The sequence below is a fragment of the Pantoea sp. ICBG 985 genome (genome assembly GCF_002928365.1).
Classification (GTDB): Bacteria; Pseudomonadota; Gammaproteobacteria; order Enterobacterales; family Enterobacteriaceae; genus Pantoea; species Pantoea dispersa.
In genome coordinates, this window is record NZ_POWM01000003.1 from 224,332 (window position 1) to 245,260 (window position 20,929).

At 56.6% G+C, this 20,929-nt stretch carries 25 protein-coding genes; 13 read left to right on the forward strand and 12 right to left on the reverse strand.

What is annotated here, in order from left to right:
• Positions 1–72 precede the first annotated feature (72 nt).
• Together C1Y42_RS10430 and C1Y42_RS10435 are read right to left on the reverse strand one after the other, a co-directional pair.
• Positions 73–399, reverse strand: a complete 327-nt coding sequence (locus C1Y42_RS10430) for a DNA-binding transcriptional regulator (protein WP_021508992.1) — start codon at positions 397–399, stop codon at positions 73–75.
• The gene (locus C1Y42_RS10435; RefSeq protein ID WP_021508991.1) at positions 392–775 is read right to left on the reverse strand and encodes a type II toxin-antitoxin system RelE/ParE family toxin; all 384 of its coding nucleotides are present in this window, start codon (positions 773–775) and stop codon (positions 392–394) included. Before C1Y42_RS10435 ends, C1Y42_RS10430 begins: the two co-directional genes overlap by 8 nt.
• Before the next feature lie 305 nt (positions 776–1,080).
• Between C1Y42_RS10435 and C1Y42_RS10440 the strand changes: the two genes are divergently transcribed.
• Complete coding sequence (locus C1Y42_RS10440) at positions 1,081–1,371, forward strand: hypothetical protein (protein WP_021508990.1); 291 nt, start codon at positions 1,081–1,083, stop codon at positions 1,369–1,371.
• Between the two features lie 24 nt (positions 1,372–1,395).
• On the opposite strand, the gene C1Y42_RS10445 is transcribed toward C1Y42_RS10440, so the two are convergent.
• Together C1Y42_RS10445 and C1Y42_RS10450 are read right to left on the reverse strand one after the other, a co-directional pair.
• Positions 1,396–2,823: a trehalose-6-phosphate synthase gene (locus C1Y42_RS10445; RefSeq protein ID WP_104093628.1), complete on the reverse strand. Its 1,428-nt coding sequence runs from the start codon at positions 2,821–2,823 to the stop codon at positions 1,396–1,398.
• Positions 2,824–2,995: 172 nt separating this feature from the next.
• Positions 2,996–3,859: a substrate-binding domain-containing protein gene (locus tag C1Y42_RS10450; protein ID WP_104093371.1), complete on the reverse strand. Its 864-nt coding sequence runs from the start codon at positions 3,857–3,859 to the stop codon at positions 2,996–2,998.
• Positions 3,860–4,093: 234 nt separating this feature from the next.
• Between C1Y42_RS10450 and C1Y42_RS10455 the strand changes: the two genes are divergently transcribed.
• From C1Y42_RS10455 to C1Y42_RS10465, 3 genes are all read left to right on the forward strand, one after another.
• Complete coding sequence (locus C1Y42_RS10455) at positions 4,094–4,789, forward strand: hypothetical protein (RefSeq protein ID WP_104093372.1); 696 nt, start codon at positions 4,094–4,096, stop codon at positions 4,787–4,789.
• 97 nt (positions 4,790–4,886) lie between these two features.
• On the forward strand, positions 4,887–5,417 hold the full coding sequence (gene blc / locus C1Y42_RS10460) for an outer membrane lipoprotein Blc (RefSeq protein ID WP_021508986.1): 531 nt from the start codon (positions 4,887–4,889) through the stop codon (positions 5,415–5,417).
• A 231-nt stretch (positions 5,418–5,648) separates the two neighbouring features.
• Entirely contained in the window at positions 5,649–5,945 is a 297-nt protein-coding gene (locus C1Y42_RS10465) for a hypothetical protein (RefSeq protein ID WP_104093373.1), read from the forward strand.
• A gap of 303 nt (positions 5,946–6,248) precedes the next feature.
• Here C1Y42_RS10465 and C1Y42_RS10470 read toward each other — a convergent pair whose 3' ends face one another.
• Together C1Y42_RS10470 and C1Y42_RS10475 are read right to left on the reverse strand one after the other, a co-directional pair.
• Positions 6,249–6,869, reverse strand: coding sequence for a LysE family translocator (locus tag C1Y42_RS10470; protein WP_104093374.1), 621 nt, complete (start codon positions 6,867–6,869; stop codon positions 6,249–6,251).
• A 157-nt stretch (positions 6,870–7,026) separates the two neighbouring features.
• Positions 7,027–7,245: a hypothetical protein gene (locus C1Y42_RS10475; RefSeq protein WP_104093375.1), complete on the reverse strand. Its 219-nt coding sequence runs from the start codon at positions 7,243–7,245 to the stop codon at positions 7,027–7,029.
• A gap of 331 nt (positions 7,246–7,576) precedes the next feature.
• Here C1Y42_RS10475 and C1Y42_RS10480 point away from each other — a divergent pair, with 331 nt between their 5' ends.
• The 4 genes from C1Y42_RS10480 (at position 7,577) to C1Y42_RS10495 (ending at position 12,997) form a co-directional block, all read left to right on the forward strand.
• Entirely contained in the window at positions 7,577–9,289 is a 1,713-nt protein-coding gene (locus tag C1Y42_RS10480) for an ABC-F family ATP-binding cassette domain-containing protein (protein ID WP_104093376.1), read from the forward strand.
• 143 nt (positions 9,290–9,432) lie between these two features.
• The gene (locus C1Y42_RS10485) at positions 9,433–10,608 is read left to right on the forward strand and encodes an efflux RND transporter periplasmic adaptor subunit (protein WP_104093377.1); all 1,176 of its coding nucleotides are present in this window, start codon (positions 9,433–9,435) and stop codon (positions 10,606–10,608) included.
• A complete protein-coding gene (locus tag C1Y42_RS10490) occupies positions 10,605–12,542 on the forward strand; it encodes a MacB family efflux pump subunit (RefSeq protein ID WP_104093378.1) in 1,938 nt (645 codons plus the stop codon). The genes C1Y42_RS10485 and C1Y42_RS10490 overlap by 4 nt, the downstream gene beginning before the upstream one ends.
• Before the next feature lie 176 nt (positions 12,543–12,718).
• Positions 12,719–12,997: a hypothetical protein gene (locus C1Y42_RS10495; protein ID WP_104093379.1), complete on the forward strand. Its 279-nt coding sequence runs from the start codon at positions 12,719–12,721 to the stop codon at positions 12,995–12,997.
• Positions 12,998–13,348: 351 nt separating this feature from the next.
• Here C1Y42_RS10495 and C1Y42_RS10500 read toward each other — a convergent pair whose 3' ends face one another.
• The 5 genes from C1Y42_RS10500 to C1Y42_RS10515 form a co-directional block, all read right to left on the reverse strand.
• The gene (locus C1Y42_RS10500; RefSeq protein WP_058770290.1) at positions 13,349–13,564 is read right to left on the reverse strand and encodes a YdgH/BhsA/McbA-like domain containing protein; all 216 of its coding nucleotides are present in this window, start codon (positions 13,562–13,564) and stop codon (positions 13,349–13,351) included.
• A 114-nt stretch (positions 13,565–13,678) separates the two neighbouring features.
• Entirely contained in the window at positions 13,679–13,837 is a 159-nt protein-coding gene (locus C1Y42_RS23740) for a hypothetical protein (protein ID WP_193752260.1), read from the reverse strand.
• A 141-nt stretch (positions 13,838–13,978) separates the two neighbouring features.
• Positions 13,979–14,194, reverse strand: a complete 216-nt coding sequence (locus C1Y42_RS10505) for a YdgH/BhsA/McbA-like domain containing protein (protein ID WP_059009207.1) — start codon at positions 14,192–14,194, stop codon at positions 13,979–13,981.
• 320 nt (positions 14,195–14,514) lie between these two features.
• Positions 14,515–15,066: a C40 family peptidase gene (locus C1Y42_RS10510; RefSeq protein ID WP_021508972.1), complete on the reverse strand. Its 552-nt coding sequence runs from the start codon at positions 15,064–15,066 to the stop codon at positions 14,515–14,517.
• 259 nt (positions 15,067–15,325) lie between these two features.
• Positions 15,326–16,843, reverse strand: a complete 1,518-nt coding sequence (locus C1Y42_RS10515) for an MDR family MFS transporter (RefSeq protein WP_104093380.1) — start codon at positions 16,841–16,843, stop codon at positions 15,326–15,328.
• A gap of 78 nt (positions 16,844–16,921) precedes the next feature.
• Here C1Y42_RS10515 and C1Y42_RS10520 point away from each other — a divergent pair, with 78 nt between their 5' ends.
• A complete protein-coding gene (locus tag C1Y42_RS10520; RefSeq protein ID WP_104093381.1) occupies positions 16,922–17,584 on the forward strand; it encodes a TetR/AcrR family transcriptional regulator in 663 nt (220 codons plus the stop codon).
• Position 17,585: 1 nt separating this feature from the next.
• On the opposite strand, the gene C1Y42_RS23570 is transcribed toward C1Y42_RS10520, so the two are convergent.
• The gene (locus C1Y42_RS23570) at positions 17,586–17,741 is read right to left on the reverse strand and encodes a hypothetical protein (protein ID WP_021508969.1); all 156 of its coding nucleotides are present in this window, start codon (positions 17,739–17,741) and stop codon (positions 17,586–17,588) included.
• A gap of 182 nt (positions 17,742–17,923) precedes the next feature.
• On the opposite strand from C1Y42_RS23570, the gene C1Y42_RS10525 reads away from it, so the two are divergent.
• Genes C1Y42_RS10525 through C1Y42_RS10540 form a run of 4 tightly spaced genes read left to right on the forward strand, consistent with a single transcriptional unit; the run spans position 17,924 to position 20,925 of the window.
• On the forward strand, positions 17,924–18,490 hold the full coding sequence (locus C1Y42_RS10525) for a peroxiredoxin (RefSeq protein ID WP_104093382.1): 567 nt from the start codon (positions 17,924–17,926) through the stop codon (positions 18,488–18,490).
• A 14-nt stretch (positions 18,491–18,504) separates the two neighbouring features.
• A complete protein-coding gene (locus tag C1Y42_RS10530) occupies positions 18,505–19,734 on the forward strand; it encodes a protein-disulfide reductase DsbD (RefSeq protein WP_104093383.1) in 1,230 nt (409 codons plus the stop codon).
• 17 nt (positions 19,735–19,751) lie between these two features.
• On the forward strand, positions 19,752–20,303 hold the full coding sequence (locus C1Y42_RS10535) for a sigma-70 family RNA polymerase sigma factor (RefSeq protein WP_104093384.1): 552 nt from the start codon (positions 19,752–19,754) through the stop codon (positions 20,301–20,303).
• The gene (locus tag C1Y42_RS10540; protein WP_104093385.1) at positions 20,296–20,925 is read left to right on the forward strand and encodes an NrsF family protein; all 630 of its coding nucleotides are present in this window, start codon (positions 20,296–20,298) and stop codon (positions 20,923–20,925) included. The genes C1Y42_RS10535 and C1Y42_RS10540 overlap by 8 nt, the downstream gene beginning before the upstream one ends.
• The last annotated feature ends 4 nt before the right edge of the window (positions 20,926–20,929 follow it).

Here is a 20,929-nt window from a genome sequence, read left to right on the forward strand (position 1 = left end):
GCTGCGGCGTCACGACAAATTCGTTGTGTCACGCAATGTCAGGCCACGTTATGCTGTGGCCGCAAAAAATGATTAACGCAATACCTCAAGACCCTTTCTATCAATGAGGTTAAGCAGGCGCAGCGCAGCGCCATTTGGCTTTTTCTCCTCGCGCTCCCATTTCACCACGGTGGCCGGAGACAGGCCAATATAGGCGGCTAACATGGCCTGACTCAGACCATGACGCTCACGTAACTGACGGATAGCCTCGCCTGACATCAGTTGTAAAACCGGCAGAGAAGTACGCAGCTCACGTAATCTGACACGTGAATCGATTTTTTCGGTAAGCTCATCGCTAATCACCCCCAGCGGGTTAAAATCATGCGCGATTTCCTGCAGATCTTTTAGATGATCAACCATCGCATATTACCTCTCGCATTTTTCTCGCCTTTATCGCTGCTCTTTCCTGCTCAGTCGTCATGGCAAACAGTTGACTGGCTACCTGCCTGTAGAGATTAAGCTCATCCTCTTTAATCTCACGAATGCCACTCTTCGTGGTCGATTTAGCGTAACCGTTCACAAAAAACAGGTGTTTTTGCGATTTGAACGCGACAATGGCTCTGGCTCCGCCGCTTTTGCCGGCGCCGAGCGGAATACGTTTTTTATAAACACCACCCCCCAGGCTGGCCTCATACTGTCCGGCAATCAATTCGCGGGCAGCCAGACAGAGCTTGATGTCCGCAATCATGTCACCTTTGAAATTTCGGTCGAAGGGCTTCAATACATAAATGGCCATGCTGTTTCCCTGCTTTATGAAGAAGAGGACTGTCCTTGTCCTTGCCTGAACCACCTATGCTACTAAGTACAATAGCAACCTGCAACGCCAGCGCGCATTAAAGCGCTAAATAGTGAAAGGGATGACACTCCCGCCTGTACAGAAGCGCTTTTGTTGTATAAGTTTAAGGGTGCTGTCGGGGAAAAATTTCGCTCAGCAGGTCACACATTTCCGACAGAGGAAGAGCGACACTATCAGTCGTTGATTAGGCTTTGGTTTACCTGCACCAGGCAATGCTAAACGCAACGCGGATACTGAGAGCTTTTATGTATAGAAGTGAAGATGAAAAACTGGCCGACATTGTCATGGGCGATGCCGTGCTGCAATTGTTAAAACAAGCCGGACCGGTAACCACCCTCGCACTGCTGGAAAAACTGCGCGCGATGGCGGCCTCAGAAACTGATCCGGCACGCCAGCGGGCGTTTCGCTATGCGATTGCTGAAGTGCAGAACAGCAAAAGTGCGCCTCAGGGCGAAGCGGTGGCGTTAAAAGGTAGCGATAACGTGACCCATATTTTTCGCAACCGTGATAATACGGGCAAAAACACCCGACATTAGCCCCGCTCTGCCCCAGTCTGCTTATCAATAACGTAACCGCCCGCTTATGCCTGCGCCCGACAGGTGACGGCTAGACAGCTGCACACTCTCCGGCTGCGGCTCATCCATTAACAGGGCGAGGAAGCTGTCGGCCCACCAGTGACAATCATAGCGGTGCAGATTATTCAGCAAGCGCGCATGACGGTTCTGACGGTCGCTGAGCGGCAGCCGCAACGCCGTATGGATGGCATCCGCCATTGCATCCGGATCGTAAGGATTAACGATCAGCGCGCCATCCATCTGTTCGGCCGCACCCGCGAACTGCGACAGAATCAGCACGCCGGGATTCGCCGGATCCTGCAGCGCAGCATACATTTTCGCCATCAGGCTCATGCCCGCCATCAGTGGCGTCACCAGCGCCACCCGCGACGCGCGATACAGCCCGGCCAGCTCCTCACGGCGATAATCGTGGTTGAGATAGCTGACCGGATACCAGTTGAGCATACCGTGCACGCCATTAACCTCACCGCACAGATTTTCCAGATTGTGGCTGATTGCCTGCTGCCGGTGCGGGTGACCGCTGGCAGCAGAAGCCAGCTGCAATAACATCATGTTGCCCGCATAGTCGGGGTGATGGCGTAGCAGCACTTCCAGCGCGCTGATGCGATACGGCAGACCTGCGCTGTCGTCGAGATGACCGCCGCTCAGCACCGTGTTGGCCGGCAAATGTTCGCGGCTCTGCTGCTCCATATACTGGCAGCTGTTACTCTCGAGTAATGCCTGAACCTCAGCCAGATCGATCCCGACCGGAAACACGCCAGTGGTGATAATGTGACCGTGCACGCGCAGACGGTTCCTGCCTAAGCGTTCAGCGCGAAACTCGCTCTCCAGCCACAGCAGAAAGTTATTCATATCCTGCGCGGTCTGGAAGCCAATCAGGTCACAGCACAGCAGCGATTCTGCCAGGCTGCGCCAGTCAGGGATCGCTTCGAACAGCTGACCGGACGGAAACGGCTGATGTAAAAACAAACCGATGCGGTTAGTTAAGCCGGTATCACGCAGCATTTTCACCGTTGGGATGAAGTGATAATCCTGCAGCCAGATCACATCGTCCGGCATGGCATATTCAGCGATGGCGTGAGCATAAGCCGCATTCAGCTGGCGATAGGTCTGGAAGCTGGCGCTGGTGAAACGTGCCAGGTCCGGACGCTGGTGAAACACCGGCCACAACCCCTGATGGACGTAGCCGTGATAGCCCTCTTCGTATTCTGCGCGCGTCAGCGCAAACTGCAGCCTGTCGTATTCATTACCCTGCTGAAAGCTAAGCGTGCGCGCCGCTTCCTGCGCAGCGACGGTACGTTGTCCATCCCAGCAGACCCAGAGGCCACCGCGTCGCGCCATCAGGCGATCGTAAATGGCTGCCAGCGTGGAAGACTGATGCTGATTATGTGTGACCAGAATAGTGCCGGGCATGATATTTCCCTTTGAGGTTAAGGCGCGCCACAGTGCCGCCTGCTGCGCTGATTTAACCGCCGGCAATATAAAAAAGGCGTAAAGAAAACCTGCGCGGATATAAAAATCCGGCAAAGATCAGCGCCAGTGTGTGGAAATCAGCCCGGCGCCCAGGGGGAAAGGCATGCAGCGATCAGTGACGGATGGCGCAGCCGCACTGCGACATTTCGCCAGGCACATATTTGCCGTGATGCGAATGGCGCACCTGCAGCTCACCCTGCTGCCAGGCGCGGCTGTGGTCCGGACGCTGATCCAGCAGCCGGTTGAGGGCTTCCGTCACCAGTAAATCACGGCGCGGTGCCCAGCTGCTCAGGTGCCATGTGGAGCCGCGCGCCTCGTCAGCATCATCAAAGCCCACTACGGCGATATGCGCGCCCTGACCGAAGTCGCGCACGGCCTGCAGTGCGCCAAAGGCCAGCTCGTCGTATTCGCACATCAATGCATTAATGCGTTCTGCCGCACGGGTTTTCTTCAGATAAGCCATCATCGCCTGATAAGCCTGCTCACGGTGAAGGGCGCCGGCGTGCAGTGCTGCGTGCAGCGTCTTGTCCTCCGCCTGCAGGCTGGCAATAAACCCCTGCACCTGGCGCGGCGGCGTGTCACTTGCCTGCACCTGCATAGCGCCCAAACGCTGATGGCCCTGCGACAGCAGTAGTGCGCCAAGCTGCTGCCCGGCGTGATACGCATCGGCAACCACCACATCAGCGCCCGCGCTGTCGTTCGGGCACAGATGCACCGCGCGCAGCGACGGCAGCAGGTGCGCGGCGATCTCCTGCGCATCCCGACACGGCGAGCTCACGAACAGCAGTCCACCCAGCGGCAGCGACGCCGCGTTCCGCAGCGCGGCCTGAAGATCCTCGCGCGTGGTGGCGCACAGCAGTACCGGCAGCCGATCACGCGCACTGAGCTGACGCGTGACTTCTTTGAGCATGTGCATACTGTGCGGATGACTGACATCGTCGCTGACGATGCCGATGAGCGGCGAATGGGCGGACATAACTGACCTCTCCTGCTACGTAGGGTACGGGAAAAATTTTGACGTATTAGTATGAAATTCCACGTTACCCGAATAATCAGATATCGCCAATCGGTGGATGCGAAGGATTGCTGCGCTCCCCCTTCACCCGGTGCGTGTTGACGGCGGCAAAATGCGCAGCCGCTGCACCGGACGCCCGGTGAGCTTCGTTTTACGTTACACTGACGCCACGAATATTTTGCTAGCGGAAAATTTATGCGCATCACCCTCGATCAGGCCGATCAGCCTTTTATTCACCGCTTACTGGGCGAAGAGATCGCCAGTATCGATTCCCCGTCTGACGAACAACTGCGCCTGCGACAGGCGTTGCAGGATGCGCGGTTACAGAGAAATCATGAAGCAGAGCTCGACTGGAAACGCAACGCGCTCTATCTGCTGCTGTTTGTGTTCCTGTATGGCGCACTGGGCTGCTCGCTGACGCTGGATTTGAGCGCGGTCGCACAAGCATCGAGCCATAAAAGCATTGCCTATGCGCTGGAAGCGGTACCGGTCCTGATCGCCTTCTCTGGTCTGTTCCTGTCGCTGCTGTTTCTGTTCGCCGCGCGCGGCAGCGCACGCCGCCTGCACAACTGGGATCACACTATCGTGCTGCTGGAAAAATACAGCGGCTGCAACCTGAGTCTGCAGATTAATGAAATGGGGGCGCGCACCACGCATTACTCGCAGTCGGCGATTACCGTGGCGCTGGCGATGTTTATCTGCCTCACCTGGGTGGTGATGTACAACTACTTCACCTTTACCACCAGCGGCGTGATTGGCAGTGTCATCTCGCTGTTTATTACCACTATGACCTACGTGATTCTGGATATTCAGCTGCTGAAATCCGGCAAATCGATCGCTATCGATGAGCCGGTGATTCCGCCAGAAGATGAGGTTGAGAAACGCCGTTAATCGACAGACCGGCGCGGCGTAAGGTTTTCCGCCGCGCCGGTTTCGCTATCCTTATCTATACTTCAGACAGGATTTTGAGAGATATAAAGGAGTTGCGATGAAAATCTGGCCGTTAGTCGCCATCACGGCACTGTCTGTTACCCTGGTCGCCTGTAAATCCCCGACGCCACCTAAAGGGGTGCAGCCCATCACCCACTTCAATGCCGATCGCTATCTCGGTACCTGGTATGAAATTGCCCGCCTCGATCACCGTTTCGAACGCGGTAAAGATCATGTGACCGCCACCTACGGCAAACGCAGCGACGGCGGTATCAGCGTGCTGAATCGCGGTTACGATCCGGAGAAAAAAGCGTGGAGCGAGAGCGAAGGCAAAGCTTACTTCACAGGTAAACCTGACGTCGCCGCGCTAAAGGTCTCGTTCTTCGGACCTTTTTACGGCGGTTATAACGTGATCGCGCTGGATGAAGATTATCAGTATGCACTGGTCGCCGGGCCGAACCGGGGGTATCTGTGGATTCTGTCGCGTCAGCCCACCATTCCGGCTGAAGTCAAACAGCGCTATCTCGCCTATGCCCAGCGACTGGGCTTCGCAACCGATCAACTGATTTGGGTTAATCAGTCACGATAAGAGGGTGCAGCGCCGGTGACGCCTGCGCGGGCGTCAGTGATTACCCTGGCACTAATAAGAGTAAGGTCAGTAGCAGGCACTGCGTAAATTGACGGCCTTACTTTTTATTGAAAAACAGGTGTTGATGATCTGTTAAGTCAGCAGAGATAAAACGGATGGTAGTGTATCTCTTCGTGAGTATAACCCGCCGCGGCAGCCTGAGCTGCCCGTTACGAATCGAGAGGCTAACCAATGAGTAAGTATTTTCTGGCCTGCTTTTTGGCACTGTTCGCCTGCTCTGTCAGCGCTGGACAGGGAGGAGCCGGAGGTCAGGAAGGAAATGGCGGCTATGCGGGAGAATCCGGCGCTGACGGTGGAAACGGTTCAGATGGAGGTAGCACTGATGGATCTGCCGGCAGGCCGGGATGTCCCGGCGGCACCGATCCTGATGCGGACGGAGAATTTTATCTCCCTGGTACCACTCAGGAGTGCAATCCAGGCAAGCATGATTCGATGAAAGTTCATCAGCCGACGGTAACCGGCGCTTAATTCGCTAGCCTGTTGCCGGGGTAAGTGCATGTTCGGGCCAGGGTGTCAGTTATTTCCCCGTCATGTACGGTTTCAGTCACTCTCCAGGCATAAGCAGCAGGCCGCCGCCGTCAAAGGCCCGTAGCCGCCCTATTATTTATTGCACAGCCGCCGGTAAGCATGCTCAACCTAAGCATTCCAATACATGGCACACAATGCACTGGCTGCATACTGCTTGTCAGTGTCAAATGCCTCTGGACAGCTGGAATTGCTGTGAACGTCCGCTTTGTGCCAGGAGCGGACGTTTTCAGCCAGTCCAGCGGGCTATCTTGTGCTCATAGCAAGTTTAGCCGCGAAGCATAAAAATAAGCCCCCTGTTGCTCTGTCCATCATCTGGACAACGCGATTTTTCTTCAAAATGGCTGACGCAAAATGCGTGCATAAAATGAGTGTGACTGACCATATAGTCCCAATCGCCACGTGGATGCTGACCAGGATAAAAGTCCATATCAAAGGAGAGTGACCGGCAGGTATAAACTGCGGCAAAAAGGAGACATAGAAAATGCCCATTTTTGGGTTTAGCACATTCCCCAACATTCCTCTGATAAACCAGTTCCCCTGAGAACCATTGTCATCATCGCCATCACTGAAAGATGATCGGGGACGTATCAGCAGTTGTAAACCCAGCCAGCTCAGGTAGACCGCGCCACAAACTTTAAGCACCGTATAAGCCATTTCTGAAACCGCCAGAAGAGCACCAAGGCCTAATGCGACCAACGCCCCCCATAAAAAACAGCCAGCATCAATGCCAAGCGCAGCGTGAAAAGCCTTTTTGCCGCCCTCTGCACAAGCAGTGCGCAAAATAAGTGCCGTATCAAGGCCGGGGGTCAGGGTAAGTAACAATGCTGCGAGAGAGAATGCGAAGAGAGAATCGTTAACAGTCATTTTCTTTGTCCGAAAGAGCAGATGCTAATCATTTAGTTCCCTGTAATCAATCTAACAAAGATCAGTTTTTAAATGTCTGCTCCTCGCTCATAACGGACATGGACTTGTGCACCGTCCGCTTTATGCCAAAGGCAAACAACCCAACACAATCAGGTTTTTATTCGATGCGTTTCACATCAGGATGATGCTCAGTTGCAGCTTCATGAAAGATATCACCCAGCCAGCCTGCAATTTCGTCTTCTGGCATATCATCTGGAATAGCGATATCAACCATTCGTGAGAATTTTCTTTCTGTCACGTCGGCGCGAAATACCTGCAAGCCATCCTCCTTACGCAGAACGCCAATGTGCCGGCCAAAAACGTCATAAATCAGCATATTCACTCTCCTGTGATATCAATCAGGCTTTGACGCCATACTATACCAGCGCCGATACAAATCGCTGGAAAAAGCCGCACACCGCCACTATTATCGGCTGACTTATTCACCTGCTGATAACTAAGGAGGATCCCTATGCCGTCGTGTGAACTGTTTGTTTACTCACACTTCTATGGTGACTGGACCCGCTCAGGTTTTACCGCACTCGTGCTGCGATAATCCGCCTGAGCGAAGTTCTGACAATTTAATCCCTTCTCTCCGGCTTACCGGGTTGTCGTCAGCGAAATTCTGACGTCAGGCTTTTTTGCGCCTGCAACTTAAGAGTAAGTAGATGAGCACACTCCTTTCCGCACATGCCGTCGGCTTCGACAATGCCTTTGGCCCGCTTTTTCATTCCCTGGATTTCAGCCTGAAAAAAGGCGACCGCATCGGCCTGATTGGCGACAACGGCAGCGGTAAAAGTACCCTGCTGAAAATTCTCAGCGGTGAACTGGCCGCCAGTCACGGCAGCGTCACACCCGCCAGCCACTGTCTGCTGGCGCGCATCGAACAACACCTGCCGGAAACGTTATTCGGGGCCTCATTGCTGGATGGCGTGATCGCCCGGCTGCCCGCAGCACAGCGCAATAGCGAGCGCTGGCGTGCTGAGGCGCTGCTGCATACGCTAGGTTTCAGCACAGCGCAGCAGTCACAAACTGCGGCGACGCTGAGCGGCGGACAGCATATGCGGCTGTTGCTGGCGCGCGCGCTGATTCTGCAGCCCGATTTACTGTTGCTGGACGAACCGGGTAACCATCTCGACCTGCCGACCCTGCTGTGGCTGGAGAATTTTCTGATCGGCTGGCAGGGCAGCTTTGTGCTGGTGTCCCACGACAGCGCGCTGCTGGACCGCGTCACCAACTGCAGCGCAATCCTGCGCGATCGCACGCTGCATGTTTTCCGTCTGCCCTGCACGGCCGCCCGCGAGGCGCTGGCGCAGCAGGATGAAGCCGATGCGCAGCGCCACCAGGCACAGCAGCAGGAGATTGCCCGGGTTGAGAACAGCGCAAAACGGCTGGCGATCTGGGGTCGGACCTATGACAACGAAGGTCTGGCGCGTAAAGCGAAACAGATGGAGAAGCGCATCGACTGGCTGAAAGCCGCGCAGACCACGCTCAGCGCCGGCAGTCCGTGGCAGCTGCAGTTACAGGGCGAAGCGCTGCAGGCGGATCGCGTGCTGGCGCTGCCGCCGATGTCGATTCAGCCTGCTGCCGGGGCGCCGACCCTTTTTTCCCTGCCCGCGCTGCAGGTGAAAAGTGGCGATCGCATCGCGATTGTCGGCCACAACGGCTGCGGCAAATCCTCACTGCTGCGCCAGCTGTGGCACAGCTGGCAGCAAGGCGACAACCCGCTGTTTCATCCGCGCGCCCGCGTCGGCTATTACGACCAGAGCCTGCAACAGTTGCGTGACGACCAGACGTTAAGCGCGGCGCTACACGGTTTCGCTGCGCTGAGCGATGAGCAGTGCAAAATGGCGCTGATTAGCGCAGGCTTTCCCTGGCTGCGCCATCAGCAGAAGGTTGCCTCACTCAGCGGTGGTGAGCGCTCGCGCCTGCTGTTTGTTGGCCTGACGCTGGCGCGCTACTCGCTACTACTGCTGGATGAACCGACCAACCATCTGGATATGGCAGGCAAAGAGGAGCTGGCGCAGGCGCTGCAGCAGTTCGCCGGCGCGGTGCTGCTGGTGTCTCATGACCGCAGCCTGATCGCCAGTAGCTGCAATCGCTTCTGGCTGATTGAACAGCAGCAGCTGAGCGAGTGGCACGACTGGCCGCAGGTGACCGCCAGGCTGGCCACCGCCCATGTGCCAGTCGATCACCCGCTTGCCGCTGCCGCCGTCGATGACCGCCCGGGCGATGAAGATGCGCTGTTGCAGGCGCTGCTGGTGCTGGAAGAAAAGCTGCAGCAGGACGAAGCGCGTAAGGCAAAGCATCAGAAACCGGCGCAACAGCAGCAGTGGCGCAGGGAGATTGCGCAGCTGAAGCAACAGCTGAATCTGCTCTGAACGGATTGACTGACGGGGTATCGCTAACCCACAACCTGCGCCAGGGATGGCGCACTCCTCTGCGGCTGACAAAATTCCGCAGAATTGTTCTCCAGTTTGTCCCGCTTAGTGATTATTATTCTCGCTAAATTTAAGGGACGATGATGCACACAATGACGAAAAAATGGCTGTTTGCCGCGCTGACCGCGCTGGTGATGATTCTGGTTCTCTGGGCATATTCGGCGTCACGCAGTAAACCCAATCCGCTGATGACCGCCGCGGTGCGCCAGGGCGACATCGAAAACGTGATTGCCGCTACCGGCAAAATGGACGCGATTGAGCGCGTTAACGTCGGTGCGCAGGTCTCCGGTCAGGTGAAAAAGCTGTATATCAAAGCTGGCGACAACGTGCGCAAGGGCCAGTTGATCGCGGAGATCGATGATCAGCCGCAGCGCAGCGATCTGCGTAATGCGCAGGCGGCGCTGAGCGTAGCGCAGGCGGATTTACAGACCCGTCAGGCTACGCTGGTACGCCAGCAGGCGCAGTTTCAGCGCCTGCAGCAGATGATTAAAACCAACGCCGTTTCCCGCCAGGATTTTGATACCGCCGCCGAAGCGTGGCGCATCGCCCAGGCAGAGCTGACGGCGCAGCAGGCGCGGGTGATTCAGGCGCAGATCGAAGTGGATAAAAAGCAACTCGATCTCGGCTACACGCGCATCATGGCACCGATTGACGGCACGGTGGTGGCGATCGTCACGAAGCAGGGCCAGACCGTAAACGCCGTGCAGAGCGCCCCGACCATCGCCAAACTGGCGCAGCTCGGCACCATGACCATCAAAGTGCAAATCTCCGAGGCGGACATTACCAATATTCAGCCCGGCCAGCAGGCGTGGTTTACCACTTTCGCCAATCCGGATAAACGTTACAACGCCACGCTGCGCAGCATCGAACTGGCCCCTGAGTCGGTGATGAAAGATGATGCGCTGATGGGCAACAGCGAAAGCAATACCGTGAGCAGCACGAACGCGGCGGTGTATTACAACGCCCTGCTTGATGTGCCGAACCCGGATAATGCACTGCGCATCTCCATGACGGCGCAGGTTAATCTGCTGCGTGACCAGGCGAAAAACGCGCTGCTGGTGCCGGTGCAGGCCACGAAAAAGGCCAGCGATGGTCGTACTTACGTCGAAATCGCGGATCAAAATAATCAGCCTGAGAAGCGCTACATCACCACCGGCATCAGCGACAGCGTTGACATCCAGGTGCTGAGCGGGCTGCACTTAGGGGAAAAAGTGATCCTTGCCACGCAGCAGCCGGGCGCGGACAAGGTGGTGATGTGAATATCATCGAACTGCACAACATTCAGCGCAGCTACGTCAATGGTTCGCAATCCCTGCAGGTGCTGAAAAACATTAATCTGCAGATTGCCAGCGGCGAAATGGTGGCGATCATCGGCCCCTCGGGCTCAGGCAAATCCACGCTGCTGAACATTCTTGGCTGCCTTGATGCGCCGGACAGCGGTGATTACCTGATTGGCGGCAAGAATACCGCCACGCTCTCGCCTGATGCGCTGGCGCAAGTGCGGCGCGAGCACATCGGCTTCATCTTTCAGCGCTATCACCTGATGCCGGATCTCAGCGCGCTGAGCAACGTTGAAATACCGGCGATTTACGCCAACTTATCCGGCAACGCACGCCGTCAGCGCGCCGCACAACTGCTGGCACGGCTCGGATTACAGGGGCGCGAACAGCATAAGCCGGGCGAGCTGTCAGGCGGCCAGCAGCAGCGTGTCAGTATTGCGCGTGCACTGATCAACGGTGCCGAAATTATCCTCGCCGATGAGCCCACCGGCGCGCTCGATTCGCACTCCGGTGAAGAAGTGCTGCGCATCCTCAGCGAACTGAACCGCGAAGGTCACACGGTGATTATCGTTACCCACGATATGAAAGTGGCGCAGCACGCGGAACGCATCATCGAAATTCAGGACGGCGAGATTTTTGCCGACAGCGGCAGCGCTGCCACGGCCGCAAAAACGCGCTTTACGCCAGCGCCACGCAAGCGGCAAAGCAGATTCCGCGGTCTGCTTGACCGGCTGCGCGAATCATTGCGCATGGCGCTGAATGCCATGAACGCCCACCGCCTGCGCACCGCACTGACTATGACCGGCATTATCTTTGGCATTGCCGCCGTTGTCACCGTGGTGGCGCTGGGCCAGGGCGCGCGGGAAAAAACGCTGGAGAGCATTTCCGGACTGGGTACCAATGTGGTTTCTATTTATGCCGGGGGCGATTATGTCGAGGACGATGCGCATCCGGTACAAACCCTGGTGATGGCCGATGCCGATGTGATTGCGCGCCAGCAGTTTGTCGCCGCCGTCAGTCCGGAGATCATCGCCACGCAGCCCATTCGCTACCTGGCCAACGCCTCCAAAACTTCAGTTTCCGGCGTGGGCGTCGACTATTTTCGCATTCAGGGCATTAAGCTGGTGGAAGGCAGCAACTTCAGCGATGAGCGGCACGCACTCCAGGAAATCATTATTGATATCAACACGCGCAATAAGTTGTTTGGCGAACAGGGCCCGAGCCCGATTGGCAAAATGATTGTGCTGGGATCGGTGCCGGTGCGGGTTATTGGCGTGGCCAATAATGAAGATGGTCTGTCGCCCAACCGCCTCAGCGTCTGGCTGCCGTGGAGCACGGTGATGTATCGCATCAGCGGTCAGACCGCGCTGACCAGCATCAGCATCAAACTTAAAGACGATGTGGTGAGCGGCGCGGCGGTGGAATCGCTCACCCAGCTGCTGACGGCGCGCCACGGCACCAAAGATTTCCTGATGTTCAACCGGGACAAGTATCGTAAAGCGATAGAAGGTGCGGCGGCCACGCTAACGCTGCTGATTTTACTGGTGGCTTCGATTGCGCTCATGATCGGCAGTATTGGCGTAATGAACATCATGCTGGTGTCGGTGACCGAACGCACCCACGAGATTGGTGTGCGCATGGCGGTGGGTGCGCGACGCGGCGACATTATGCAGCAATTTATGATTGAAGCCGTGCTGGTGTGCCTGGTGGGCGGATCGCTCGGCGTGGCGCTGTCTCTGGTGATAGGTCCGGTCATTTCACTGCTGGCTGGCGGCGTGCTGACCGCCATCTACTCGTGGCAATCGGCTGGTGCAGCGTTTGCCTGCTCAACCATTATCGGCATGATATTTGGTTATCTGCCCGCGCGCAAAGCCGCACGAATGGATCCGGTCGCCGCGCTCGCCAGCGAATAAAATCAGCAACCGGACCGGCACATTATTCATGCTGGTCCGGCCATTTCAGGTCTAATCCGAAAGTCATTAAATCAATTAGCCCCGCAGGTCATCATCGGCGTAGACTGAATGCGTCTCTAATTTAGACACATCACCGATTATCTATTCGATGGTTATCACTCGCCCGAGAGTAAGTTATGTTAGAACCGCACTATTTTTATTTATGTCACGATCCGGACGCCGGCTGGGTATTGCATAAAAAAGGCTGTTACGTACTGGAATTTGAGGAAGAGAAGCGCTTTATCGGCTCTTTGTATACCGTGCATCAGGCGCTGACGGTAGCGCGTATCCACCATCCGCAAATAGCCTGTTGCCGCGACTGCCTGCTGGACAAAGGCCGGTCGAAAAGAACGCCGGTTAATAAAGAGAATAATCTGATTCCCTCTCGCCATTTTGACGACGACCAGAAAAAATAACGGTGCAGATTACGCAAACGTAATGTGTTTTGAAATGGTGAAATAAACTCACCCGCTTCGCGTTTATTTAGCCGCAACCGGATTCATTTCTGACAAAATAACCGACGTGTAAGTCGGGAAATCCACTCAGCGTTTGTCGCCTGACGGTTTGATATTAAAGCAGTTATCCACAACTGACGTGCAAAGAGGCTGGCTTATCCTGTGGATAAACGCCTGGGCTCCGCCTGTTGCGCCCGCTGAGCAGGATTGGTCAAATTTCGAACGCCAGCCTGCTGCTTTTGTTCGTTTCAAGCCTTCCGGAAACAGCAAAGCCGCCCGAAGGCGGCCTTAACGCAGTGAACCAGTCTGAACTTAGTTATACAGTTCAGCCGTCATGTGCACGCGGTTGTTGGTGTTGGCTTCAGTAATTTTATACTGAGCGCCCTGCTCTTGCGCCTGCGCGGCGATTTTAGCTTCTGCACCGTCCAGTGTAGAGGAAGTCACGGTTACGCTCTGGGCAAAGCTGGCAGCTGACATCAGTGAAAGAGCGGCAACAGCGGCGATTGACATAGCTTTAATGGTTTTCATGGTCTTATTCCTTAATGGTTGTGTCTGAAGGCTGTGTGCCTTCGATGGAACTAATAATAACCCAGGTTACTATACTACAATTGATAATTAGCGCGGTTATCGTGATCGTGCTAATTATTTATGATCGCCCGGTTGCGCCAGCTCAGCGCGCACCGTCGCGATAAATTGCGGCCAGTGGGCAAAACGAATCACCGGAACGTGAGCATGGCGTTGCGTGCGTAATGCATCTGCAAAAGCCAGCGCCTGCCGGTTGATATCCACGTTGTTCAGCATATTGCGTTCTCCTGCCAGACAGTCTGCGCTGCAAATTCAGCAATATCGCCAGAATGATTGATACGCTGCGAGCCTGACTGCACGACAAAAAAGGCCGCCCGTCAGGCGACCCGTTCTGGCACATCCCTGTGCAACCATCCGTTATTTGTAAAGTTCGGCGGTCATATGCACCAGGTTGTTGGTGCTGGCTTCCAGAATTTTATATTGCGCACCCTGCTGCTGAGCCTGAGCGGCAATTTTCGCTTCGGCACCATCCAGTGTGGTGGAGGTGGCTGAAACGGTTTGCGCGAAGCTGGCAGCAGACATCAGGGAAAGCGCGGCGGCGGCGGCAATGGTCAGTGTTTTGATAGCTTTCATGGTCATATTCCTTAGCGTTTGATGAGAAGGCGCTGCGCCTTCGATGGAGATAATAATAACCATGATTACTATTACAAAATTGATAATTAGTGCGAATACTATGATCGCACTAATTGTTAACGCGTGATATTTAAATTATTTATTTATAATCAACAGGTTGAATGTATTTCGATGCCCATAAAGCGGCACAGAGCGTTAAAGCAGCCATCATGTTGAAGGCGAATTATCACTGAAACAGGAGACGATTGATTGACGGTGGGATGGGTCTGAGCACGGGCGCGAAAACCTCGCGCCGCGGCTTTGTGGAGGGATGTCTGACTTCAGACTTTATTTTTATAATTGAAACTGATCTGCGAATTTTGCTCGCGCGGGAGTCTTCTGGCTTCTAAATATACCGATTTCCAGTACGGATTATTCAGTGACGAGCGCATCACGCCCTGGCTGACTGATGCGTGCAGGAACTGGCGATCGGTGTCGTAAAAGCCGACGTGCAGTTCATGCTTAATGCGGAAGAACACTAGGTCGCCAGGCTGTAAATGCGCCTGATCGACCGGCTTACCCATGGCGATCAATTCACGCGTTGTGACGCGATCCATGGGAATATTGAAACGATCTTTTAAGGTGCGCCAGACAAATCCGGAACAGTCAACGCCGGATAATTGCGTTCCGCCCCACTGATATTTGGTGCCTTCCCACGAATGCATTTGATCGTGCAAAGCGGCTATTACCGGAATTAAATCGGGCTGTTTACCACCGTCCTGCGAGGTATCAACACTTTCCTGCTCCGGTGCTGGCGAGGAGTGAGACGAGCAGCCAGCCAGGGTTAATAACATCAGGCAGGCAATCAGGTTGCGGGCCGCAGTAGCAATCATAGGGTGACGTTTCACAGTGGATAACAGGGATAGCAGATTTATACCGTAAAGAAGTTGCAGAAATAAAGCGTCTCCGCCCGAATTCTCGCTGTCTTCACTATTTTTACCTAAGTTTACAGAAAGGTAACGCTATGTATTTAGGATAAAAATCTATATCTTTTGCTGCTTTGCGCCGACAGCGCATATTTATCCGGCAAATTGCGTTTAAATTTTATTCCGCAGCCTGACCGACGGACCTGCTGCGAAATAACCGGAAAGCTTATTTGCGCACGTTATCGCGCAGCGGCGACTCCGGCAGCAGCAGCGACAGTATAAACGCCAGCAGCATAACGCCGGCGGCCATCTGAAATGCGGCATGCACTGCATCGCTGAACACCAGCAAATAAGCCTGACGCAGCGCTGCAGGCAAATGGTTCACGGCGACCGGATCCAGCGAAGGCGGCAGCACATTACCCTGCTCTATCAGTCGGGTCGCTCCGGATTTCAGCACGTGACTGAACACAGCGCCAAACAGCGCAACGCCGATCGAACCGCCCACCGAGCGAAACAGCGTAACCGATGAGGTCGCTACGCCGATGCGATCGGGCGTCACCGCATTTTGCACCGCCAGCACCAGCACCTGCATAGTCATGCCCATTCCCATGCCGAGCACGCTGGAGAACAGATAAATGTGCCAGAGCGGCGCATCCAGCGTCAGCGTGGTCATCAGCGCCATCCCGGTTGTGGCCAGTAGCGTCCCGGCGATGGGGAACAAACGGTATTTCCCGCTGCGGCTAATCATGCGACCACTAATGATCGAGGTGACCAGCAGCCCGCCCATCAGCGGTAACAGCTGTAGTCCGGCCTCGGTGGGCGTGGCGTTTTTTACCACCTGCAGATAAAGCGGCAAAAACGTCACGCTGCCAAACAGCGCCATGCCGATAATAAACGCCATCAGACTGGCGAGGGAAAAACTGCGATTGCGGAACAGATCGAGTGGAATGATCGGTTCCCATGCGCGTCGCTCCTCATAAATAAACCCCAACACGCCAACCAGCCCCATGGCCAGAATGCACCATAGCTGGGGATCTGACCATTCGCGCAGCGTGCCGCCTTCACTGGTAAACAGCGTCACGCCCACCAGCGCCAGGCTGAGAAACACCGCACCCGGATAATCGATTTCATGGGGTTTGCGTCGGCTATCCGCTTTAAACACCGCATTAATGATCAGCAGAGCCAGCAGGCCGAGCGGCAGATTAATGTAGAAAATCCAGCGCCAGGACATGTGCTGCACGATAAAACCGCCCAGCAGCGGCCCAATCACCGTCGCCAGACCAAACACGCCACCAAACAGGCCCTGGTACCGGCCGCGATCGGCGGGCGGAATGACATCCGCGACCGCCGCCATGCTCACCACCATTAATCCGCCGCCGCCCAGTCCCTGCAGCGCACGGGTAAAGATCAGCTGCGGCATGTTTTGCGCCAGCCCGCACAGCGCCGAGCCCAGTAAAAACAGCACCACCGAGATTTGCAGCACCGTTCGGCGGCCAAACAGATCGCCAAATTTGCCGTATAGCGGCACAACCAGGGTTGAAGCCAGCATGTAAGCAGTGACGATCCACGACAGGCGATCCAGCCCGCCCAGTTCGCCGACGATAGTCGGCAGCGCGGTTGAGACAATGGTCTGATCAAGCGCGGACAGCAGCATCACCAGCATCAGCGCGCCCATCAGCAGGCGAATGGAAGGCGGGCGGGTTGCCCCGCTGTCGCGCTGCGATGTGATAGATTGAGGTTTCATAACGACACCGTTTGAAATTAATTAAATACACAATTAATATTAACCGAAGTCTGACACGAAACCCGTGAGTACGTAAAGATGACCGCACAAAAAGTGATGGAGAGCGAGACAGCGCCTTCTGATAAACCCCGCCGGCCGGGCCGTCCACGCGGCGGCGCAATCAATGCCCAGCAGCGCGAGCATCTGCTGGACATCACGCTCGCGCTGTATGCGCAAAACGGCATCGCGGAAACCTCGCTCAACGCCATAGCCCGTAAAGCCGGCGTCAGCCCGGCCATGCTGAATTACTATTTTCAGTCGCGCGAGTCACTGCTGGATACCGTGGTCGCGGAACGCTTTGTGCCGTTACGGCAACGGCTGGAAGCGCATTTTGTCGAAGAGAGTAGTGAACCTGTCGCTGCGATCACCGGATTTATTAAAGAGTTCGCGGATATCGTGCTGAGTCATGACTGGTTCGCACCGCTGTGGCTGCAGGAAGTCGCCAGTGGTCAGGGGCTGGGCGGCACGCTGAAACAGCGTCACGGTCATGCCGGACGCGAACGGATTCGCGCGCTGCTGATTCAGTGGCAGCAGCAGGGATTACTGAATAACCAGCTGAATGTCGATGTGCTGATGACCTCAATTCTCAGCATGGTGCTGGTGCCCTTTACGCGCTTTGCCCACGAGCCGGGCTTTGATACCGAAATGATTCTGCAGCACACCCTCAGCATGGTGTGCCACGGTATACAGCCGCGCAACTGAGTCAGGCGTCGTCGCCGTGGGTCAGCGTCTCCAGTTGCTGCCAGAAATCTTCCGGCACCGGCTGCACCCGGGGTGGCGGCTCGGCAATGTGCTGTTCAAGGGAGGCCAGCAGCTGCTGGGTTTCACTGTTCTGTTTATCGCAAGACGTTGAAGACATATCCAAAACCTAAAAAACATCAGGCGATCATTGTAAGGATTTCACGCAAAGAATAAATAAACGAGACGGGAAAAAGGGATCTGCCCTGCTTTTTTTTGCCCGCCGCGCAACTTTTTACCGACTGCGGCGAACTGTCTGACTGAACACCCCTAACCGGACCTCTTTCACCGCAGGAGCAGATCATGACAACTATCAGGCATCTCATCGCTACCCTCACCCTCGGCACCACGCTGAGCCTCGCCGCCTTTGCTGCCAGCGCGGCGCTGCCCGTCGGGGCCAAAGCACCTGACTTTGAACTTCAGGGCGCGCTGGCCGGTAAGCCGCTCACTTTCTCGCTGCAGCAGGCGCTGCAAAAAGGGCCGGTGGTGCTCTACTTCTTCCCGGCGGCCTTCAGCGCGGGTTGTACCATTGAGGCGCACGACTTCGCCGAAGCCACGGATGATTTCAAAAAAATGGGCGCCACGGTGATTGGCGTCACTGCCGGTAACACCGAGCAGATCAGCGATTTTTCTAAGCTGGAGTGCCGTGACAAATTCGCCGTGGCTGCCGATCCGGGCGCCAAAGTGGCCGCCGATTATAAAACGCTGATGCAGATAAAAGGCAAAACGCTGTCTGACCGCACCTCTTATGTGATTGCCCCCAACGGCAATATTCTGCTGAGCTATACCGACAGAAACCCGGATACCCACATCGAAAAAGCGCTGGCGGCGGTGAAAGAGTATGACGCTGCGCATCCGCAAGCGCAGTAAGTGAGAGGCCAGCCATGTTAACCGCGATGCTGGCCGCCTTTTTGGGCGGCATCATCCTCAACCTCATGCCGTGCGTCTTTCCGGTGATTTCGCTGAAAGCGCTTGGCCTTCTGCGCCATCAAAGCCAGGCTGCCAGCGCGCGCCGTGAAGGCCTGGGATTCCTGCTCGGCGTGCTGGTGACCATGATGGCGCTGGCAGGCATTCTGCTGGCCGCACGCGCGGGTGGCGCCGCGGTCGGCTGGGGCTTTCAGCTGCAGTCACCGCTGGTGATCGCCCTGCTGTCGCTGGTGATTCTCGCTGCCGCGCTTAACCTGCTTGGCGTCTTTGAGGTGGGGCTGACGGTGCAGCGCGTCGGGGCCATCGACATCCAGCGCGGCGCTTTTTTGCGTTCCGCGCTGACCGGGGCACTGGCGATCATCGTAGCCACGCCCTGTGCCGCGCCCTTTATGGCCAGCGCCATCGGCTACGCGCTGGTGCAGCCCCCTGCGGTTGCGCTGGTCATTTTCTTTGCGCTGGCGCTCGGCTTTGCCGCGCCGTTTACCCTGCTGTCGCTGTTCCCACCGCTGGCGCGATTTTTACCGCGTCCTGGCGTCTGGATGGATATCCTTAAGCGCGGGCTGGCCTTTCCCATGCTCGGTGCCTGGGCCTGGCTGGTGTGGATTCTGGCCCAGCAGGCGGGCAGCAGCGCGCTGGCTGTTGTGCTGGCCGCCTCGGTGGTGCTGGCGTTTGCCGGCTGGCTGTATGGCATGGCGCAGCAGCGCCGCTTTGCCGGAAAAGGGCACAAAGCGCTGTTCAGCGTCACGGCGATATTGCTGATTGCGGTGATCGCGCCGCTGCCGGGGCTGATCAAGCCAGGCGCGGCGCTGCAAGGCGATATACAGGCGCAGGTCAGCAAACAGACGTGGACGCCGCAGGCGGTGGCCGCTCAGCGCGGGCATGGCAAACCGATTTTTGTCGATTTTACCGCATCATGGTGCATCACCTGTCAGGTGAACGAGAAGACCTCGCTGTCGACCCAGGCGGTGAAAACCGCACTGGCGAAAACCGGTACGCTGTACATGGTGGCAGACTCGACTAAATTTAACCCGGACGTTGATGACGTGATGAGTGAGTTCGGTCAGGGCGGTTTACCGATGTACCTGGTGTATCCGGCTGATGGCGGACCACCGAAAGTGCTGCCGCAGGTGCTGACACCCGGCATCGTAGTGGATGCGTTAAACCAGGCGGCAGCGAAAAAGACGTAACGGCAACAAGGCAGCGTATGCACACAGGCGATAGCGCACGTGAAAACTGGCCCGAACTTATGGAACGCGCGCAGGCCGGGGATCAGTGTGCCTATACCCGGCTGCTGCGGGCGCTGGTGCCGGTGATACGCGCGCAGGTGCGGCGCAGGCTGAGCGATGAAGCCTTAACGGAAGATGTGATTCAGGATGTGCTGCTCACGCTGCATCGCGTGCGCCATACCTACGATCCCGCTTACCCTTTTCTGCCCTGGCTGACGGCGATAGTCTCGGCGCGCGCCGTTGATGCCCTGCGCCGCCGCAGCCGCCAGCAGCACTGCGCGCTTGACGACGCTCAGGCCGCCGATCCCGCCAGCACAGCAGAACAGCAGCAGCTGGACACCCGGCAGGAGCTGGCGGGCTATCTCAGCCAGCTGCCGCTGCGTCAGCGTGAGATCGTTGAGCATGTTCATTTGCATGAAATGAGCCTGAACGAGGCGGCGGCACACCATAATCTGAGCGTGTCGGCGGTGAAATCGCTGTTGCACCGCGCGCTCACCAATCTGCGCCGCTTTGGAGCAAACCATGACTGATCATCATTTGCTGATTGAAAAACTGGGGCGCGATCTGCGCCCGGTGAAACGCCCGCCGGCGACCGGAAAACGCGTGCTGGGCTGGCTGGCGCTGGCGCTACCGGCCGGCATCGCGACCAGTTTGCTGGTGCCGCGCACTCTGACCGACTGGTCGCAGGCCGGCGCGATGCAGGCCGCGCTGCAACTGATGCTTGCGTTTATCCTCGGGCTGCTGGCGATGCGCAGCGCCTTTGAACTCAGCATTGCAGGGCGGCGCGGCATCAGCGCAAAGCTGCTGTTGCCGCCGGGCCTGCTGTGGCTGGGATTGAGCGCCAGCAGTCTGCTGCAAACGGCCACGCCGCTGCAGCAGCACGACACGCTGCCGTGCTTTGTTTTCCTGCTGGTGGTGAGTCTGCCGATGCTGCTGCTGACCATCATCAGTCTGCGCCGGACGCGGGCGCTCTATCCGGCCCGCAGTCTGGCCATGGCGGGCCTGGGCGTCGCCTGCATGGCGGTGAGCCTGCTGGCGTTCTGTCATCCGGTGCACCTGCATGCACTGGATTTGCTGCAGCACCTGGCGGCCATTGTGAGCATCATCGTGCTGACCGTATTGCTTGGCCGGCGCTGGGTGCAGATCGCCTGACGAC

Coding starts and splice junctions, on each gene's coding strand:
- C1Y42_RS10430 (WP_021508992.1), bottom strand. CDS start 399: ATGGTTGATCATCTAAAAGATCTGCAGGAAATCGCGCATGATTTTAAC.
- C1Y42_RS10435 (WP_021508991.1), bottom strand. CDS start 775: ATGGCCATTTATGTATTGAAGCCCTTCGACCGAAATTTCAAAGGTGAC.
- C1Y42_RS10440 (WP_021508990.1), top strand. CDS start 1,081: ATGTATAGAAGTGAAGATGAAAAACTGGCCGACATTGTCATGGGCGAT.
- C1Y42_RS10445 (WP_104093628.1), bottom strand. CDS start 2,823: ATGCCCGGCACTATTCTGGTCACACATAATCAGCATCAGTCTTCCACG.
- C1Y42_RS10450 (WP_104093371.1), bottom strand. CDS start 3,859: ATGTCCGCCCATTCGCCGCTCATCGGCATCGTCAGCGACGATGTCAGT.
- C1Y42_RS10455 (WP_104093372.1), top strand. CDS start 4,094: ATGCGCATCACCCTCGATCAGGCCGATCAGCCTTTTATTCACCGCTTA.
- blc (WP_021508986.1), top strand. CDS start 4,887: ATGAAAATCTGGCCGTTAGTCGCCATCACGGCACTGTCTGTTACCCTG.
- C1Y42_RS10465 (WP_104093373.1), top strand. CDS start 5,649: ATGAGTAAGTATTTTCTGGCCTGCTTTTTGGCACTGTTCGCCTGCTCT.
- C1Y42_RS10470 (WP_104093374.1), bottom strand. CDS start 6,869: ATGACTGTTAACGATTCTCTCTTCGCATTCTCTCTCGCAGCATTGTTA.
- C1Y42_RS10475 (WP_104093375.1), bottom strand. CDS start 7,245: ATGCTGATTTATGACGTTTTTGGCCGGCACATTGGCGTTCTGCGTAAG.
- C1Y42_RS10480 (WP_104093376.1), top strand. CDS start 7,577: ATGAGCACACTCCTTTCCGCACATGCCGTCGGCTTCGACAATGCCTTT.
- C1Y42_RS10485 (WP_104093377.1), top strand. CDS start 9,433: ATGCACACAATGACGAAAAAATGGCTGTTTGCCGCGCTGACCGCGCTG.
- C1Y42_RS10495 (WP_104093379.1), top strand. CDS start 12,719: ATGTTAGAACCGCACTATTTTTATTTATGTCACGATCCGGACGCCGGC.
- C1Y42_RS10500 (WP_058770290.1), bottom strand. CDS start 13,564: ATGAAAACCATTAAAGCTATGTCAATCGCCGCTGTTGCCGCTCTTTCA.
- C1Y42_RS23740 (WP_193752260.1), bottom strand. CDS start 13,837: ATGCTGAACAACGTGGATATCAACCGGCAGGCGCTGGCTTTTGCAGAT.
- C1Y42_RS10505 (WP_059009207.1), bottom strand. CDS start 14,194: ATGAAAGCTATCAAAACACTGACCATTGCCGCCGCCGCCGCGCTTTCC.
- C1Y42_RS10510 (WP_021508972.1), bottom strand. CDS start 15,066: ATGATTGCTACTGCGGCCCGCAACCTGATTGCCTGCCTGATGTTATTA.
- C1Y42_RS10515 (WP_104093380.1), bottom strand. CDS start 16,843: ATGAAACCTCAATCTATCACATCGCAGCGCGACAGCGGGGCAACCCGC.
- C1Y42_RS10520 (WP_104093381.1), top strand. CDS start 16,922: ATGACCGCACAAAAAGTGATGGAGAGCGAGACAGCGCCTTCTGATAAA.
- C1Y42_RS23570 (WP_021508969.1), bottom strand. CDS start 17,741: ATGTCTTCAACGTCTTGCGATAAACAGAACAGTGAAACCCAGCAGCTG.
- C1Y42_RS10525 (WP_104093382.1), top strand. CDS start 17,924: ATGACAACTATCAGGCATCTCATCGCTACCCTCACCCTCGGCACCACG.
- C1Y42_RS10530 (WP_104093383.1), top strand. CDS start 18,505: ATGTTAACCGCGATGCTGGCCGCCTTTTTGGGCGGCATCATCCTCAAC.
- C1Y42_RS10535 (WP_104093384.1), top strand. CDS start 19,752: ATGCACACAGGCGATAGCGCACGTGAAAACTGGCCCGAACTTATGGAA.
- C1Y42_RS10540 (WP_104093385.1), top strand. CDS start 20,296: ATGACTGATCATCATTTGCTGATTGAAAAACTGGGGCGCGATCTGCGC.